This is a genomic window from Pseudomonas sp. TMP9, from assembly GCF_037943105.1.
Lineage (GTDB): Bacteria > Pseudomonadota > Gammaproteobacteria > Pseudomonadales > Pseudomonadaceae > Aquipseudomonas.
In genome coordinates this window covers 1,803,345-1,819,111 of record NZ_CP149803.1, presented here as the reverse complement: position 1 = coordinate 1,819,111, position 15,767 = coordinate 1,803,345, and the positions used below count along the sequence as shown (strand labels likewise).

Genomic DNA, 15,767 nt, shown 5'->3' with positions numbered 1-15,767 from the left:
GTGGGAGCAGCCTGGAGCGAGCAATGACCATCGCAGACAACCTAAAGAGATACCGAGCAGCGAAAAAGCTCAGTCAGCGCGAGGTATGGGAAGCGGCAGGAGTGAGCAAATCGAGTTACACGTCATACGAAGCAGGACGAGCAGACCCAACAGGAGAGGTGATAGTCAGGCTGGCAAAGGCACTTGGAGTAACAACTGACGAGCTACTGCTTACAGAGCAAGAAAGGTCGGTATCCGAAGACCTAGAGCCGATCCTGAAAAGATTCGAAGCCCTGCCGCCAGAAATACGGAATCAGGCACGGATTGCACTAAAAGGCGTGCTGTTCGGGTACGAGCAAGAAGCTCTGCGCTAGGCAAATACCATGGGAGTCCGGGGTAAAGTGGGGGTGTAACAGCACCCCCACCCGTTCGGCGCGGAAATCTCAAAAGCAAAAGGCACCTTCGCTGCGCTTGGCAGGGGTTCCCCCTCGCTACGCTACCCCGACCGATGAAAAGTCACCTGGTGCGCACTTAGAGGCATCCGCGCTGCGCTGGATCAGGGGCAAGCCCCTGCGCCCGGAGGGCTACCCGGAGTTGATCAGTGATGAGGTGGGTTTAGAGATCGACGGCACGGCGAGCCGGGCAGTTAATTAAGGTAACGTGCAGTGCGTTACTATAAACCGGACGAACGGTATGTTTTCGGTAACGTTACCGCTGGTATATTATCGGTAACGTGACTATAATTACACCATGAACAGCAAACATGGTGACGCCGAAATGATCGACCCAACAGACAAGAAAACAATATCCCTCCCCCTGATCCAGCCTAAGCGCGGGCGCGGCAGACCATCGACCGGCGCAGCGCTGACACCAGCGCAGAAGCAGAAGGCATACCGCGAGCGTCAGAAAAGTAACGTTACCGCAAAAGGGGAATGCTCAATTGTGCTGCGCGAGGCATTGGAACGCCTGGGAGAGCGTCAAATTGTATTGGAGAAAGAACTCGGGGAATGGGCCAAAAGAGCAAGAGAAGCGGAAAGGAAATTGAAAGATATTGAAGCCGGTAACGTTACTAAAAAGGAGGTGTGGCAGCTTCAATGCAAAAACGAAAAAGGACGCTGGAGAGTGTCCGACCAATACGAAACAGAGCGGCAGGCAGAAGACGCAATGATGAAAGTGCATAACCCTGAATTCTGGCGAATTCGCAAAAAATAACGTTACTATAATTCAAGAACTGCCCTGCAAGCAGCCTGCAAAGAGTCAAGACGGGCATCCATTGCGGTGCCCTCGTCATCGAGCTGGATCAGGCGACGGCGTAACTCGCGGACCTCAGAAACAAGCCTGGGGTAATCATCAAGCAAATGCTGTACAGCTTCGGAATCACTCCGACCGGCTGCGTATAACCGCGCCTGGTCGATAGAGTGAGGGGGAATGATTACGGTAACGGGCGTTCGCATAATAAACGTTACATTAAATCGGCCCCGGAGCTTACAGCATTATCCGCAGCCGACTGAACGTAACGTTACCATTATACGAAGCCTTGAGTTCAAACAGTCACGCCGCCTGAGCTTAAGTTCCAAAAGCTTTGCTCTTGTTTTGACTACGTATGAATGGCTTATGTTGATCGAGTGCGTACGTTCAACAGCACACGACCTCTGCTTGGGCACGTTTGCATATAGCGATGCGCTTCGACTACGTCGTCGAAATTGAACACCTTATCGATTAATGGCTTGAGCAAACCATCAGCAGTTAGTTGATTAATACCTTGCACAGCCTTGGCCACGGCGGCTTGGTCTTGAGGAATATTCAGCTCTTCCTTGCCCGTGAAGTTGCCGATGCAGTGCACGAAAAACTGAATGTTCTTTTGGAACGCCGCACAGGCTGGAAATGGCGTTTCATTGCCGCCTTGCAGGTCAAACAGGATAAGCCGGCCACGCGGCGCGATAGCATCGCCTAACAGGCACATTTGCGGACCGCCTAAGGCGTCCATCACCACATTGACGCCACGGCCATCGGTCAGTTTGCTGACGCGGCTCACTAAGTCCTGTTCTTCAGTGAGGATGATGTGATCAGCGCCCAACTGCTTGAGAAAGGCGCTGTCGTCGGCATAGGCCGTCGCGGCGATTACTGTGGCACCTAGCGCTTTGCCCATCTGCACAATATACGGCCCCCAGCAGCGACTGGCCGCCGTTACCAGCACCGTTTCGCCCGGCTGCAAGCGTGCCAGCTCAACAAACCCGAGCCAGCCGACCATCGAGGGTAAATAGTGCACGGCAGCCTGTTGTGCGCTCAGACTTTCTGGGTATCGAGCCAGCGAGCTGCGCGGCAAAACCACGTGCTCAGCATAGCTTGGGTAATGGTTCGCGCTGTGCCCCGGGAAGCTGGCAACCCGATCGCCCACGGCTAAATCTTCAATTCCGTCACCGACGGCTAACACCACACCGGCCACTTCATGGCCAAGGCTGGCGGGCAACTGTGCCAACGTGGGTGCTAAGTTCTGCCGCCAGAGTACGTCGTGCCAGCTGACGCCCACGGCTTCAACACCGACCAGCACTTCACCCGCTGCAGGCGCAGGGATATTTCGCTCTTCGATCTTGAGGACGTCGGCCTCACCAAACTCATGGAAACGCACTATGCGGGACATCGCAAACCTCTTCGGTTGACCCATTCAGGCCACGGACTTTATCTGGGCTCTGCCGGCAATTCCACCGCTCAAGGCTGATATTCACCATGCGTGTCGGTGATGATCAATCGTCAGCCGCTCATTTACGTGTGCATATTGCCTGTTAGCAGCATTCAGCATTAGCCTGACTGGCCTGCCACACCGCCGCCACTCGAGAATGGACACTGGATGAACCGTAACGATCTTCGCCGCGTCGATCTCAACTTGCTGATCGTCTTTGAAACGCTGATGCATGAGCGCAGCGTAACGCGTGCGGCGGAAAAGCTGTTTCTGGGTCAGCCAGCCATCAGCGCGGCCCTCGCCCGTTTGCGGAGTTTGTTTGATGACCCGTTATTCGTTCGCACTGGTCGCAGTATGGAGCCTACTGCGCGGGCGATGGAGATCGCCACCCTGCTCTCACCGGCGCTGGATTCGATCTCTACAGCCGTCAGCCGCGCTGCGGAATTTCACCCTGCCACCAGTAATGCGGTGTTTCGCATTGGTCTATCAGATGACGTCGAATTCGGTCTACTGCCACCGTTGATCAAGCGCTTGCGCGCCGAAGCGCCGGGTGTGGTGCTGGTGATTCGCCGGACTAATTACCTGCTGATGCCAGCGCTGCTGGCCTCCGGCGAAATTTCCGTAGGGGTGGCCTACACCGAAGAGTTGCCAGCCAATGCCAAGCGCAAGGTCCTGCGCCGGAGCAAACCGAAGTTGCTGCGCGCGGACTCTGCTCCAGGCTTACTGAGTCTGGATGACTTTTGTTCACGGCCGCATGCGTTGGTATCGTTTGCCGGCGATCTCAATGGATTTATCGATGTAGAGCTGGAGAAACTCGGCCGTAAACGGCGGGTTGTGCTCGCCCTGCCCCAGTTCAGTGGTCTTGGCACCCTGCTTTCGGGTACGGATATTCTCGCCACCGTCCCGGATTACACCGCTGCTGCGCTGAGCTCCGCCGGAGGGGTGCGCACTGAGGAATTGCCCATTACGGCGCAGACTTTCGAGCTGCATATGGCCTGGCGCGGCGCGCAGGACAATGATCCGGCCGAACGCTGGCTGCGTTCGCGTATTCAGATGTTCTGCGGTGACCCGGACAGCCTGGAATAGGCTCGTTAGCGCTGGGTCAGGCAGTGATCACATACGTGTTCGTTGATACGTACCTGTAAATAATCATTCTGATTGATACACATCTTCGAATCGTTCGATTCGCCGCAATAGAGCGCTCGCCGCAGACTCCGCCGCCTCACAACACCCAGGCGCGGAAGCACACATGGCACAGTCGACACTAAACCTTTGGCATTTTCCTCTGGCTCTTGCGGTGGTTCTGCTATTAAGCGCCTGCGGTAATGCACAAAACAGCGCACAACAAATGCCGCCTGCAAAAGTCAGCGTGGCCGAAGTGATCGAGCAACCGATAACCGAGTGGGATGAGTTTACCGGTCGTTTGCAAGCGCCAGAGTCAGTCAATATCCGCCCACGGGTCTCCGGCTTGATTGAACGCGTTGCCTTTAATGAAGGCAGCTTGGTGAATAAGGGTGACCTGCTGTTTCAGATTGACTCACGGCCCTTCCAAGCCGAGGTAATGCGCCTTGAGGCCCAGCGTCAACAAGCGAGCGCCAGTTATTCGCGCACCCAGAGTGAAGCCCGCCGCGGCGAGCGCTTACGCAAGAGTAACGCCATCTCCGCCGAGTTAGCCGATGCCCGTGCCAGTGCCGCCGCAGAAGCCAAAGCAGCGGTGGCCGGCATCCAAGCGCAACTTGACAATGCGCGCCTCAACCTCAGTTTTACCCGTGTTACCGCGCCCATTACCGGGCGCGTTAGCCGGGCAGAAATCACCGAAGGTAACCTGGTCAATGCCGGGCAAAGCCACCTCACCACCTTGGTGAGCACCGATAAGGTCCATGCCTATTTCGACGCTGATGAGCGCGTATTTCTTAAATACGTCGAGCTGGCGCGCCAAGCTGGCAGCCAAACCCGCGATGCCAGCCCCGTGTACTTGGGCCTTTCCAATGAAGAAGGCCACCCGCACTTGGGTCAGTTAGATTTTCTCGACAATCAGGTCAATCCGCAGACCGGCACTATCCGTGGCCGCGCCGTGTTCGATAACCGCGATGGGCGCTTCACCCCTGGCCTTTATGCACGCCTCAAGCTGGTGGGCAGCGGCCAATACACGGCCGTGCTGATCAAGGACGAAGCGGTGGGAACTGATCTGGGCAAAAAATTCGTGCTGGTCCTCGATCAGGATAACGCCGTGCAATACCGCGCTGTTGAGCTGGGGCCCAAGCTGCAAGGCTTGCGCATCGTGCGCAGCGGTTTGGTCAAGGGTGAGCAGATCGTGGTTAACGGCCTCCAACGCGCCTTCCCCGGCGTAATGGTTGACCCGCAACGCGTGGCCATGGCCGATGAGCAGACCTTGGCTGAATTGACCCAACAGCGCCAGATCATTGCGCAACATAGCCGTCCAAAGGTCGCCGATAAAAACAGCCCAAGCAGCACGGCGCCTCGCGGTTAATGCGCGATTAATTAGGTAAAACGACGATGAATTTCTCGCAATTCTTTATTCAGCGGCCGATCTTTGCCGCGGTGCTGTCATTACTGATCCTGATCGGTGGCGCGATCTCGCTGTTTCAGTTACCGATCAGCGAATACCCAGAAGTGGTGCCGCCCACTGTGGTGGTGCGTGCCGCATTCCCCGGTGCTAACCCTAAAGTCATCGGTGAGACCGTAGCCTCACCACTGGAGCAAGCGATAACGGGTGTAGAAGGCATGCTCTATATGTCGTCGCAAGGCACCGCAGACGGCAAGATGACCCTGACGCTGACCTTCGCCCTCGGCACCGACTTGGACAAAGCCCAGGTACAGGTGCAAAACCGCGTCACCCGCACCATGCCAACCCTGCCGAGCGAAGTGCAGCGCCTCGGTGTGACTGTCGATAAAGCCTCGCCCGACTTGACCATGGTGGTGCACCTGACCTCACCGGACGACCGCTACGACATGCTCTACCTGTCCAACTACGCTGCGCTCAACGTCAAAGATGAACTGGCGCGCTTAGATGGTGTGGGGGATGTGCAGCTGTTTGGTCTGGGTAACTACTCGCTGCGCGTGTGGCTGGACCCCAATAAAGTCGCCTCACGCAACCTCACCGCCAGCGATGTGGTTAACGCTATTCGCGAGCAGAACCGCCAAGTCGCGGCCGGCTCGCTCGGTGCGCCGCCGTCCGATGCCGGCAATAGCTTCCAGTTGTCGATCAACACCCAAGGCCGTTTAGTGTCTGAGGAAGAGTTCGAGAACATCATCATCCGTGCGGGTGACAATGGCGAAATCACCCGTCTAAAAGACATCGCCCGCATTGAGCTGGGCTCCAGCCAATATGCCCTGCGCTCGCTGCTGAACAACAAGCCGGCGGTGGCTATTCCGGTGTTTCAGCGTCCGGGTTCTAACGCCATCGAGATTTCCGATGCAGTGCGTGAGCGCATGGCGGAACTGAAGCAGAGCTTCCCGCAGGGCGTTGATTATGAAATCGTCTACGACCCGACCATCTTCGTGCGGGGCTCCATCGAGGCTGTGGTGCACACCCTGCTTGAAGCCGTCATCCTAGTGGTGCTGGTGGTGATTGTGTTTCTGCAAACGTGGCGTGCCTCGATCATTCCACTGGTCGCAGTGCCGGTGTCGTTGATCGGCACCTTTGCCGTGATGCATATGTTTGGCTTCTCACTTAACGCGCTCTCTTTGTTCGGCTTAGTGCTGGCCATCGGTATTGTGGTGGATGACGCCATCGTGGTGGTGGAGAACGTCGAACGTAATATCGGTCTGGGTAAAACTCCGGTTGACGCCACCAAGCAGGCGATGAAGGAAGTGACTGGGCCGATCGTTGCCACGGCCCTGGTGCTGTGCGCGGTGTTTATCCCAACGGCCTTTATCTCCGGGCTCACCGGACAGTTTTACCAGCAGTTTGCCCTGACCATTGCCATCTCCACGGTGATCTCAGCCATCAACTCGTTGACCCTGTCCCCTGCCCTCGCAGCCATTCTGCTGAAAAGCCATGACGCGCCGAAAGACCGCTTCTCCAAGGTGCTCGATAAGCTGTTTGGCGGCTGGTTGTTCACGCCATTCAACCGGGTGTTCGAGCGCGCCAGCCTTGGCTATGTCGTCACGGTAAAACGCGTACTGCGTGGCAGCGGTATCGCTCTGTTTCTGTATGCCGGGTTAATCGGCCTGACCTATCTAGGCTTTGCCAGCACCCCGAGCGGTTTTGTCCCCACGCAAGACAAGCAATACCTGGTGGCCTTCGCGCAACTACCGGACGCTGCCACCTTGGATCGCACCGAAGCGGTGATCAAGCAGATGTCGGAAATCGCCGGCAAACACCAAGGCGTCGCTAACACTGTGGCCTTCCCAGGTTTGTCGATCAACGGCTTCACCAACAGCCCCAATAGCGGCATCGTCTTTACCCCGCTTAAACCCTTCGATGAACGAAGCGATCCGTCGATGAGTGCCACTGCGATCGCGGCAGAATTAAACGCGCAGTTCAGCGAGATTCAAGACGCTTATATCGCCATCTTCCCGCCACCCCCGGTGCAGGGTTTAGGCACCATCGGTGGCTTCCGTTTACAGGTGCAGGACCGCGGTAATTTGGGGTATGACGAGTTGTATGTGCAAACCCAAAACGTCATCGCTAAGGCCCGACAACTACCAGAGCTAAACCCGATGTCGGTGTTCACCAGCTACCAAGTCAATGTGCCGCAGATTGATGCCGCGATTGACCGCGACAAAGCCAAGATCCATGGCGTGGCCATCAGCGACATTTTCGACACCATGCAGATCTACCTCGGTTCGCTGTACGCCAACGACTTCAACCGTTTTGGCCGTACTTATCAGGTCAACGTGCAGGCCGAGCAACAGTTCCGCCTGGAGCCGGAGCAGATCGGCCAACTCAAGGTGCGCAACAAACGAGGGGAAATGGTGCCGCTGTCGGCCTTCCTTAAGGTTAGCCCGAGTGCTGGCCCGGACCGGGTGATGCACTACAACGGCTTCCTCACGGCCGAAATCAACGGCGCCGCCGCGCCCGGTTACAGCTCCGGTCAGGCTGAGGCCGCTATCGCCAAATTGCTCAAGGAAGAACTGCCAAACGGCATGAGCTTTGAGTGGACCGACCTCACCTACCAGCAGATTTTGGCAGGTAACAGTGCGATCTTCGTCTTCCCGCTGTGTGTACTGCTGGCCTTTTTAGTGTTGGCCGCCCAATACGAAAGCTGGAGCCTACCGCTGGCGGTGATTTTAATCGTGCCGATGACGCTGCTGTCGGCCATTACCGGGGTGATCCTGACCGGCGGCGACAACAACATCTTTACCCAGATCGGCTTAATCGTACTGGTAGGTCTGGCTTGTAAAAACGCCATCCTGATTGTGGAGTTCGCCAAGGAAAAACAGGAAGAAGGCATGGATCGCGTTAGCGCGGTGCTGGAGTCTTGCCGCCTACGCCTGCGGCCCATCCTGATGACCAGCTTCGCTTTCATCATGGGGGTTGTGCCGTTGGTGTTGTCTAGCGGCGCCGGTGCCGAAATGCGCCATGCCATGGGTGTGGCAGTGTTCAGCGGCATGCTCGGGGTGACCTTTTTTGGTCTGCTGCTGACGCCACTTTTCTATGTGCTCATCCGCGGCTTTGTAGAAAAACGAGAAGCCAAAAAAACCGCCCGCTTGCAGCAGGGGCAACGCTTGGGCTTGCCTTGAAACTGCACAGGTAAAACCGCGCAATCTTTTTTCGCCCCACGGCTGTTGCTCCTTGCCGTGGGGTTTTTTTATGCCAGAGTTGTGAGTGCGATAAAACACTGCAGATTTACGAGTGATGGTTCGCACGTTTTGCGACCATTGCTTGATCGTGCCTCAGTCACCGGTACCTGCGCCGAGTGCGGCTATTAGGAGCGTTGTACATGAACCTAGACACTTGGCTGTTGTTCGCAAGCGCTGCATTGGTGGTGATTTTGATTCCGGGGCCATTGTCACTGCTGATGGTCAGTAACAGTTTGAACTATGGCCTGCGCCGCTCAGCGCCTGCCTTTATCGGCGGCGTGTCAGCCTCAATTTGCTTGCTGAGCGCTTCGGCGCTTGGCCTAGGTGCCCTGCTGTTGGCTTCGCAGGAATTATTTAGTGCGCTGAAAATTGTGGGTGCGCTTTACCTGTTCTACCTCGCCTGGCAGAGCTGGCAAGCCTCACGCCTGGCCGCCAAACCGATGGTTGCCGATGAGCCACCCGCCAACCCAAGTGCCCGTGGCATGTTCTGGGAGGCCTTTGGCTTAGGCGCCAGCAACCCTAAAGATATTCTGTTTTTCGCCGCCTTCTTGCCGCAGTTCATCAGCGCAGCGCAGCCCATGCTTAATCAGTTGCTGGTGATGATCGTCACGTGGGCGGTGCTGGATCTGGCCTGCAAGTTGTTCTACGGCCTCAGCGCTCAAGGTGCAGCACGCCACTTGCGTTCGGGCAAAGGTCAGGTGTGGTTTAACCGCATCAGTGCGGCCTTGTTCGGCGGGGCCGGTGCTGCTTCATTGCTCAGTCGTTAGGGCGCAGCTGTCGGGTTTGGCGGCACACGCCTGAATCACCGTCAATAAATAGGCGATGGCATCACAGCCCTCGCCTTTTTTTATTGAGGCCGAGTCGCTGCCAGCGGTCAGGCTCGCAGCGCCACGCTCAGCGTTACCCGTGCAGAACCAACATCCAGCTGAAAAGTAGCCAGCACGCGCTTCCCAGTCCGAGTGGCTAATCGCCTCGCTTACGCGTGATGATCAATCAGGCAGCTTGATTAGGCAGCAACACGCTGGCCTATAACATCCCATACTGGTTGTGAGTGGTGCATTGGCGCATTAGATTAGCTAATTATCTTAGGCACCCATCATAAGTAGAAGGGATAAACATGGCGCTTACTGACCAGTCCACCCGTATCCGTGACGGCGAAGAACTCGACGCTGCGGTCATCGACCAGTACCTCAAGGCGCATATCCCCGGCCTCACAGGCGAGCCACGCATCAGCCAGTTCCCCGGCGGCGCCTCGAACCTGACCTACCTGCTCGAATACCCGGATCAAGAATTTGTTCTGCGTCGCCCGCCCTTTGGCCACAAAGCCAAGTCCGCCCATGACATGGGCCGCGAGTACCGCATTCTCAACCAGCTCAACGCCGGCTTCCCCTACTGCCCCAAAGCTTATGTGCATTGCACAGACGAGTCGCTGATCGGCGGTGAGTTTTATGTCATGGAGCGGGTCAACGGCATCATCCTGCGCTCGGACATGCCTGCTGAGCTGAATTTCAGCGAAGCGCAGACCCGCGCACTGTGCAAAAGCTTTATCGACAAAATGGTCGAGCTGCATAACGTCGACTACCAAGCCTGTGGCTTGGGTGATTTAGGCAAACCGGAAGGTTATGTACAGCGCCAGATCAGCGGTTGGAGTGATCGCTACGGAAAGGCTCTAACCCCGGACGCACCATTGTGGGAGCCGGTCAAAGCCTGGCTCAAAGATAAGATGCCGGCTGATCACCACAAGCCTGCCATCGTGCACAACGACTACCGCTTCGATAACGTGATTCTCAACCCGCACAACCCAAGCGAAATCATCGGTGTGCTGGATTGGGAGCTGACCACCATTGGCGATCCACTGATGGATTTGGGTAATACGTTGGCCTACTGGATTGAGGCGGCAGACCCTGCACCGGTTCAAATGATGCGCCGCCAACCGAGTAATGCGCCCGGCATGCTCACCCGCCAGCAGTTTGCCGATTACTACGCCGAGAGCTCTGGCATCGAGATCAAAAGCATTGATTTTTACTACACCTACGGTTTGTTCCGTCTGGCCGGTATTGTGCAGCAGATCTACTACCGCTATTTCCATGGCCAAACAAAAGACAAGCGCTTCGCTCAGTTCATCCATATGAACAAATTGTTGGAGCAGATGAGCCTCAACGTTATCAATAAATCACAGCTGTAAACGGCCGGACAGGCCTCTTAACGCGATAAGGAAAACACCATGTCCAAGACTCATCTGTTCGACCTAGACGGCAAAATTGCCTTTGTTTCCGGTGCCAGCCGCGGTATCGGCGAGGCCATTGCTAAGTTGCTGGCGCAGCAAGGTGCACATGTCATCGTCTCCAGCCGCAAAATTGATGATTGCCAGAAAGTTGCCGATGCGATCATTGCCGACGGTGGTAAAGCCACAGCGGTAGCCTGCCACATTGGTGAAATGGAGCAGATCACTAACGTCTTCGCGCAGATCAAAGAGCAGTTCGGCCGCCTGGATATTTTGGTCAACAACGCCGCCACTAATCCGCAGTTCTGCAACGTACTGGACACTGACCTGTCGGCGTTCCAGAAGACCGTTGATGTGAACATTCGCGGTTACTACTTTATGTCTATCGAAGGCGGCAAGCTGATGAAGGCCAATGGTGGTGGCAGCATCATTAACGTTGCCTCGATCAACGGCGTATCGCCGGGTGAATTCCAAGGCATCTACTCGGTCACTAAGGCGGCTGTGATCAGCATGACCAAGGTGTTTGCTAAGGAGTGCGCGCAGTTTGGTATCCGTTGCAACGCCCTGTTGCCTGGCTTGACCGACACCAAGTTTGCCTCAGCGCTGGTTAAGAATGATGCCATCCTCAAAATCGCCTTGCAGCGGATTCCGCTTAAGCGCGTAGCCGACCCAAGTGAAATGGCGGGCACCGTGTTGTACCTGGCCAGCGATGCCTCCAGCTATACCACTGGCGTAGCGCTGAACGTTGACGGCGGTTTCCTCTCCTGAGTAGAAAGGCACCTGAAGGTTTTCAGGCCTGCGTTAAGGTTTAGAACCTGGACGATGCACCTGCCCCATAAAATCCGCGGCCTATTCGGGCCGCGGATTTTTTTATGGTGCGCTCGGCACCCGCTTATTTGAGCAAATGGTCAGCTTGTGAGTGCCTCTTATCGGGCGAACGTCGTCGCCCTATTGATGTGGGCGCTTCGCCCACAGGCCAATCCCCACCATTTATGCTGTCGATAAAGGTTTTGCATGCCGCGCTCAAGCCAATTTTCCTTAGTGATACTGCCAATTTTGCTGTTGTTGATCGCCATGACCTCGATCCAAAGCGGGGCTTCCCTGGCCAAAGGCCTGTTTCCGGAAATTGGCGCAAGCGGCACCACAGCGTTGCGCTTAAGCCTCGGCGCGCTGATTCTGTGCATGCTGATGCGGCCCTGGCAGGCCAAACTGACGCTAACGTCCTGCCGTTCTTTGCTGGCGTATGGATTGTCGCTGGGCGGCATGAATTTATTGTTTTACCTTTCTCTGAAGACCATTCCGCTGGGCATCGCTGTTGCGCTGGAATTCACCGGCCCGCTGAGTTTGGCGCTGTTATCGTCACGCCGGCTGCTGGATTTCGTCTGGATTGCCTTGGCCGTATTCGGTATTTGGCTGCTGCTGCCCACCGGCCAGAGCGATGTACCGCTGGACCCAGTAGGCATGGCGCTGGCACTGGCTGCCGGGCTGTGCTGGGCGCTGTATATCGTGTTTGGGCAAAAGGCTGGGGCCGAACATGGCCGGCATACCGTGGCGCTGGGCACTGTCGTGGCGGCGTTGTTGGTGTTCCCAATAGGTGTATGGCAGGCCGGCAGCGGCATGTTTTCACTGGATTTATTGCCGATCGCGCTCTGCGTGGCGGTGCTTTCATCAGCCCTGCCTTATAGCTTGGAGATGATCGCCCTCACCCGCTTACCGGCCCGTACATTCAGCATTCTGATGAGCATGGAGCCGGCCATCGCTGCGCTCTCAGGTTTATTGTTTCTCAGCGAGCGCCTGACATTGAGCCAATGGCTGGCGATTAGCGCCATCATCCTTGCCTCAGCAGGTACTGCCGCCACCTTTAAACCCAAAGCCAAACTGCTTTAACCGCGCGGGCTGGGTGACTCTGGTTTCAAGGCTTAAGGCTCAAGCGGACCGTCAGCTTCACTGCTGAACTGCAGCTCGGCCAAGCGCGCATACAAGGGATTGCTCAGCACTAATTCGCTGTGGGTGCCGATAGCTGCCAGCTTGCCGTTTTCAATCACCGCAATGCGGTCGGCACTTTTAACTGTGGCTAAGCGGTGCGCAATCACCAGTGTTGTGCGCCCCTGCATGAGGCGTGGCAGTGCTTGCTGGATCAGGTGTTCGCTCTCAGCATCCAACGCACTGGTGGCTTCATCAAGCAGCAGAATCGGTGCATCCACCAGCAAGGCTCGGGCAATGGCTAAGCGTTGACGCTGCCCGCCAGACAAGCCTAAGCCAGCGTCGCCTAAGTGCGTTTGATACCCATCGGGCATTTTCATAATGAAGTCGTGGGCATGCGCCGCCTCGGCCGCGGCCTGCACGTCAGCCAGCGTCGCGTCTGTGCGGCCGTAGCGGATATTGTCTTCCACAGAGCCAAAAAACAGCGCCGGGTTCTGTGACACCAGGGCAAAACTGCTGCGCAAATCAACTGGATCAAGCCGCTGGATGGCTTGACCATCAATCAGAATGCGTCCCTCTTGCGGGTCGAAAAAGCGCAGCAGCAAATCAAACAATGTCGACTTACCGGCCCCTGAAGGGCCGACCAGCGCCAACGTTTCCCCCGGCGCCACCTGCAGATCGATACCGTCTATGGCAAAACTGCCGGGGCGTGAAGGGTAAGCAAACCGTAGGCCTTGTAACTCGATATGGCCCTGCACCGGCTGGGTTAATTGCAGCCGGTCAATGGCAGGCGGAGTAATTTCATTGCGCGCCTGCAGCAATTCGGCGATGCGCTCAGCAGCGCCAGCCGCCCGTTGCAACTCGCCAATCACCTCACTCAAGGTGCCAAAGGCTGAACCAACGATCAGGCTGTAAAAGACAAATGCGGCCAGCTCTCCGCCAGAAATCCGCCCGGCGATCACATCCATACCGCCCACCCAGAGCATCACTCCCACCGCACCCAACACCAGCACAATCACCACGGTAATCAGCCACGCGCGCTGGGCTATGCGTTTACGTGCCGTGTCAAAAGCGGCCTCAGCGGACAAACCAAAGCGGCGTTTGTCTTCATTTTGGTGGTTATAGGCTTGCACCGTTTTAATTTGCCCGAGCACCTCGCCGACATAACTGCCGACATCGGCGACGCGGTCCTGGCTTTGCCGCGACAACGCCCGCACCCGTCGGCCAAAAATCAGGATCGGTGCGACCACCAGTGGCAGCGCCATCAATACAATGCCACTGAGCTTGGCGTTGGTGACCACCAGCAGCACGCTGCCACCTATTAGCATGATCAGGTTACGCAGCGCCATCGACAGCGATGAGCCGATCACCGATTGCAACAGTGTGGTGTCTGCGGTTAAGCGTGACTGAATCTCTGAGCTGCGGTTGCTCTCATAAAAGCCTGGGTGCAATTCGATTAAGTGGTTAAACACGCGTTTGCGAATGTCCGCGACAAACCGTTCGCCAATCCACGACACCAAATAGAACCGGGTGAACGTGCCGATCGCCAAGGCCAGCACCAATACGAAAAAAAAGCCGATTGATTGCTGCAGCGCCGCTGGCGATTGTGTCGACAACCCCTGATCAACCAGTAACTTGATGCCCTGGCCCATCGACAAGGTGATGGCGGCGGTAAACATTAGCGCCAGTAAGGCGCCAAGCACGCGCCAGCGATACGGCGCAATAAAACGCCACGCCATGCGTAAAGCGCTGCGTTGGCGGGATGATAAGACTGAAGGCATACACACTCGCTATGGGCGCAAACGCCGCTTAGGTAAGAAAACTGCTGCGCACCACACCAAACGGCGATGGATTGAACGCCTACAGCAACAGATGGGGACGGGTTGGCAGGTGATCAAGCAGCAGGGCCAGTCCACCCTGCAGAAAACCGCCTAAAGCTTGCACGCGACAGCCGGTTTCAGGCACGCCGGTCGCATCGCCGCAAAGCTGACTGTTCGCCGGCGGCGCCGCTACTTGCCCAGCGGGTACAGCAGCTCTTCTTTATAACCGGCCCACACGCGCACTGCATCGGGGAAGGCATCGTCCAGCGTCACGTCGCCGCTGTCTACCAGCAGCGGCCTACCTTCTAAGGTGGCAAGTTTGCGTTTAGTAGCGACTACCCGCAGGTGCTCAAGGCCGATAGCACGTAACACCCGTGGGCTGATCTGTTGGTTACCGCGACCAATGATGTGACCCTGACCGCCGATAGCAGTCACCAGCAAGCGCGACGCATGGCCGTCAACTAACTCGAATAGCTGCGCCTCGGTGACATCACCGGCCAACAGGTGACCGTTCTCGATCACATCAACGCCAAGCAGCGTGGTCTGCAGCCCAAGGTTTTGCGCCAAGCCATGCAAGGTCGAGCCAGGGCCGAAAACGTAGCGCACATCGGCGTCCCAGCTTTCCTGCAACCAATCCGCCAGATCGCCCAACACCAGCTCTTCAGACTCGACACCGCCCTGCTTGACCTGCTGAACATAGCCGCCTTCCTGCGGCACGGTCAGTTCGCCATACCAGCGCGCAGTCACCCGGCCTTCGCGCAGGGCTTGTTCATCAATATCGCGCACCTCACCGCTGCTCAAGCGCACCAAGCCACCTTCGAGCAAGCGTGCGGTCAGTTCACCCGCTGCACGCGGGCTGATGGCATACACCCCAGATTGGATTTTTACCCCAGCCGGAATGCCCAATACCGGTTGACCGTCACGCACGGCGGCGCAGACATCCCGCGCCGTACCATCGCCGCCGGCAAATAAAATCAAGGCCACGCCAGCGTCTTGTAGCAACTCCACTGCTTTTCGGGTGTCGGCCGCGCAACATTCGCCCGCGCTTAATGCCCCGACCACGCGGTGGGCAAAGCCCATCTCAGTGAGTAAGTCAGCGCCCATGGCGCCGGGGAATGTGACAAAGTGCAAACGCTCGCGTAGCCCTAACAGCACCTCAAGCGCTGTCTGCGTGCGCCGTGCTGCTTTAGCCTCAACACCTAAGGCCAAGGCTTGCGCGGCCATGCCGTCACTGCCTTTAAAGCCTGCAGGGCCGCCCAGTCCCGCCACGGGATTAATAATCAAACCGATATGAAAAACCGCCATAACGTCCTCTTGTCCACAGCCTGCAAACACCTAGGCGCAGGGTTTGTATGGCGCAATGCCTGCATGG

Annotated in this window: 12 protein-coding genes; 9 read left to right on the top strand and 3 right to left on the bottom strand. The window is 56.8% G+C overall.

The features are described 5' to 3' along the window. The first annotated feature begins 23 nt into the window (after positions 1–23). Both WF513_RS08545 and WF513_RS08540 read left to right on the top strand, forming a co-directional pair. On the top strand, positions 24–353 hold the full coding sequence (locus WF513_RS08545; protein WP_339083269.1) for a helix-turn-helix domain-containing protein: 330 nt from the start codon (positions 24–26) through the stop codon (positions 351–353). 376 nt (positions 354–729) lie between these two features. Continuing rightward, positions 730–1,191 carry a hypothetical protein gene (locus WF513_RS08540; RefSeq protein ID WP_339083267.1) on the top strand — a complete coding sequence of 154 codons (462 nt, stop codon included), beginning with the start codon at positions 730–732 and terminating at the stop codon, positions 1,189–1,191. A gap of 400 nt (positions 1,192–1,591) precedes the next feature. Here WF513_RS08540 and WF513_RS08535 read toward each other — a convergent pair whose 3' ends face one another. Then, positions 1,592–2,620 carry a zinc-dependent alcohol dehydrogenase family protein gene (locus tag WF513_RS08535; protein WP_339083265.1) on the bottom strand — a complete coding sequence of 343 codons (1,029 nt, stop codon included), beginning with the start codon at positions 2,618–2,620 and terminating at the stop codon, positions 1,592–1,594. A gap of 207 nt (positions 2,621–2,827) precedes the next feature. Between WF513_RS08535 and WF513_RS08530 the strand changes: the two genes are divergently transcribed. The 7 genes from WF513_RS08530 to rhtA all read left to right on the top strand — a co-directional run bounded on the left by WF513_RS08530 (position 2,828) and on the right by rhtA (position 12,539). Further along, positions 2,828–3,745 (top strand): LysR family transcriptional regulator, encoded by a 918-nt coding sequence (locus tag WF513_RS08530; RefSeq protein WP_339083263.1) that lies wholly within the window; start codon positions 2,828–2,830, stop codon positions 3,743–3,745. Between the two features lie 163 nt (positions 3,746–3,908). Next, a complete protein-coding gene (locus WF513_RS08525) occupies positions 3,909–5,150 on the top strand; it encodes an efflux RND transporter periplasmic adaptor subunit (RefSeq protein ID WP_339083262.1) in 1,242 nt (413 codons plus the stop codon). A gap of 26 nt (positions 5,151–5,176) precedes the next feature. Next, positions 5,177–8,368 carry an efflux RND transporter permease subunit gene (locus WF513_RS08520; protein WP_339083260.1) on the top strand — a complete coding sequence of 1,064 codons (3,192 nt, stop codon included), beginning with the start codon at positions 5,177–5,179 and terminating at the stop codon, positions 8,366–8,368. A gap of 200 nt (positions 8,369–8,568) precedes the next feature. Next, on the top strand, positions 8,569–9,195 hold the full coding sequence (locus WF513_RS08515; RefSeq protein WP_339083258.1) for a LysE family translocator: 627 nt from the start codon (positions 8,569–8,571) through the stop codon (positions 9,193–9,195). A gap of 350 nt (positions 9,196–9,545) precedes the next feature. Beyond that, positions 9,546–10,613 (top strand): phosphotransferase family protein, encoded by a 1,068-nt coding sequence (locus WF513_RS08510; RefSeq protein WP_339083256.1) that lies wholly within the window; start codon positions 9,546–9,548, stop codon positions 10,611–10,613. Positions 10,614–10,652: 39 nt separating this feature from the next. Next, positions 10,653–11,420 carry an SDR family oxidoreductase gene (locus WF513_RS08505; protein ID WP_339083254.1) on the top strand — a complete coding sequence of 256 codons (768 nt, stop codon included), beginning with the start codon at positions 10,653–10,655 and terminating at the stop codon, positions 11,418–11,420. 246 nt (positions 11,421–11,666) lie between these two features. Beyond that, on the top strand, positions 11,667–12,539 hold the full coding sequence (gene rhtA, locus WF513_RS08500; RefSeq protein WP_339083252.1) for a threonine/homoserine exporter RhtA: 873 nt from the start codon (positions 11,667–11,669) through the stop codon (positions 12,537–12,539). A gap of 32 nt (positions 12,540–12,571) precedes the next feature. Here rhtA and WF513_RS08495 read toward each other — a convergent pair whose 3' ends face one another. Further along, the gene (locus WF513_RS08495; RefSeq protein ID WP_339083250.1) at positions 12,572–14,356 is read right to left on the bottom strand and encodes an ABC transporter transmembrane domain-containing protein; all 1,785 of its coding nucleotides are present in this window, start codon (positions 14,354–14,356) and stop codon (positions 12,572–12,574) included. A 228-nt stretch (positions 14,357–14,584) separates the two neighbouring features. After that, complete coding sequence (locus WF513_RS08490) at positions 14,585–15,700, bottom strand: ATP-NAD kinase family protein (protein WP_339083247.1); 1,116 nt, start codon at positions 15,698–15,700, stop codon at positions 14,585–14,587. Between the last annotated feature and the right edge of the window lie 67 nt (positions 15,701–15,767).

Coding starts and splice junctions, on each gene's coding strand:
- WF513_RS08545 (WP_339083269.1), top strand. CDS start 24: ATGACCATCGCAGACAACCTAAAGAGATACCGAGCAGCGAAAAAGCTC.
- WF513_RS08540 (WP_339083267.1), top strand. CDS start 730: ATGAACAGCAAACATGGTGACGCCGAAATGATCGACCCAACAGACAAG.
- WF513_RS08535 (WP_339083265.1), bottom strand. CDS start 2,620: ATGTCCCGCATAGTGCGTTTCCATGAGTTTGGTGAGGCCGACGTCCTC.
- WF513_RS08530 (WP_339083263.1), top strand. CDS start 2,828: ATGAACCGTAACGATCTTCGCCGCGTCGATCTCAACTTGCTGATCGTC.
- WF513_RS08525 (WP_339083262.1), top strand. CDS start 3,909: ATGGCACAGTCGACACTAAACCTTTGGCATTTTCCTCTGGCTCTTGCG.
- WF513_RS08520 (WP_339083260.1), top strand. CDS start 5,177: ATGAATTTCTCGCAATTCTTTATTCAGCGGCCGATCTTTGCCGCGGTG.
- WF513_RS08515 (WP_339083258.1), top strand. CDS start 8,569: ATGAACCTAGACACTTGGCTGTTGTTCGCAAGCGCTGCATTGGTGGTG.
- WF513_RS08510 (WP_339083256.1), top strand. CDS start 9,546: ATGGCGCTTACTGACCAGTCCACCCGTATCCGTGACGGCGAAGAACTC.
- WF513_RS08505 (WP_339083254.1), top strand. CDS start 10,653: ATGTCCAAGACTCATCTGTTCGACCTAGACGGCAAAATTGCCTTTGTT.
- rhtA (WP_339083252.1), top strand. CDS start 11,667: ATGCCGCGCTCAAGCCAATTTTCCTTAGTGATACTGCCAATTTTGCTG.
- WF513_RS08495 (WP_339083250.1), bottom strand. CDS start 14,356: ATGCCTTCAGTCTTATCATCCCGCCAACGCAGCGCTTTACGCATGGCG.
- WF513_RS08490 (WP_339083247.1), bottom strand. CDS start 15,700: ATGGCGGTTTTTCATATCGGTTTGATTATTAATCCCGTGGCGGGACTG.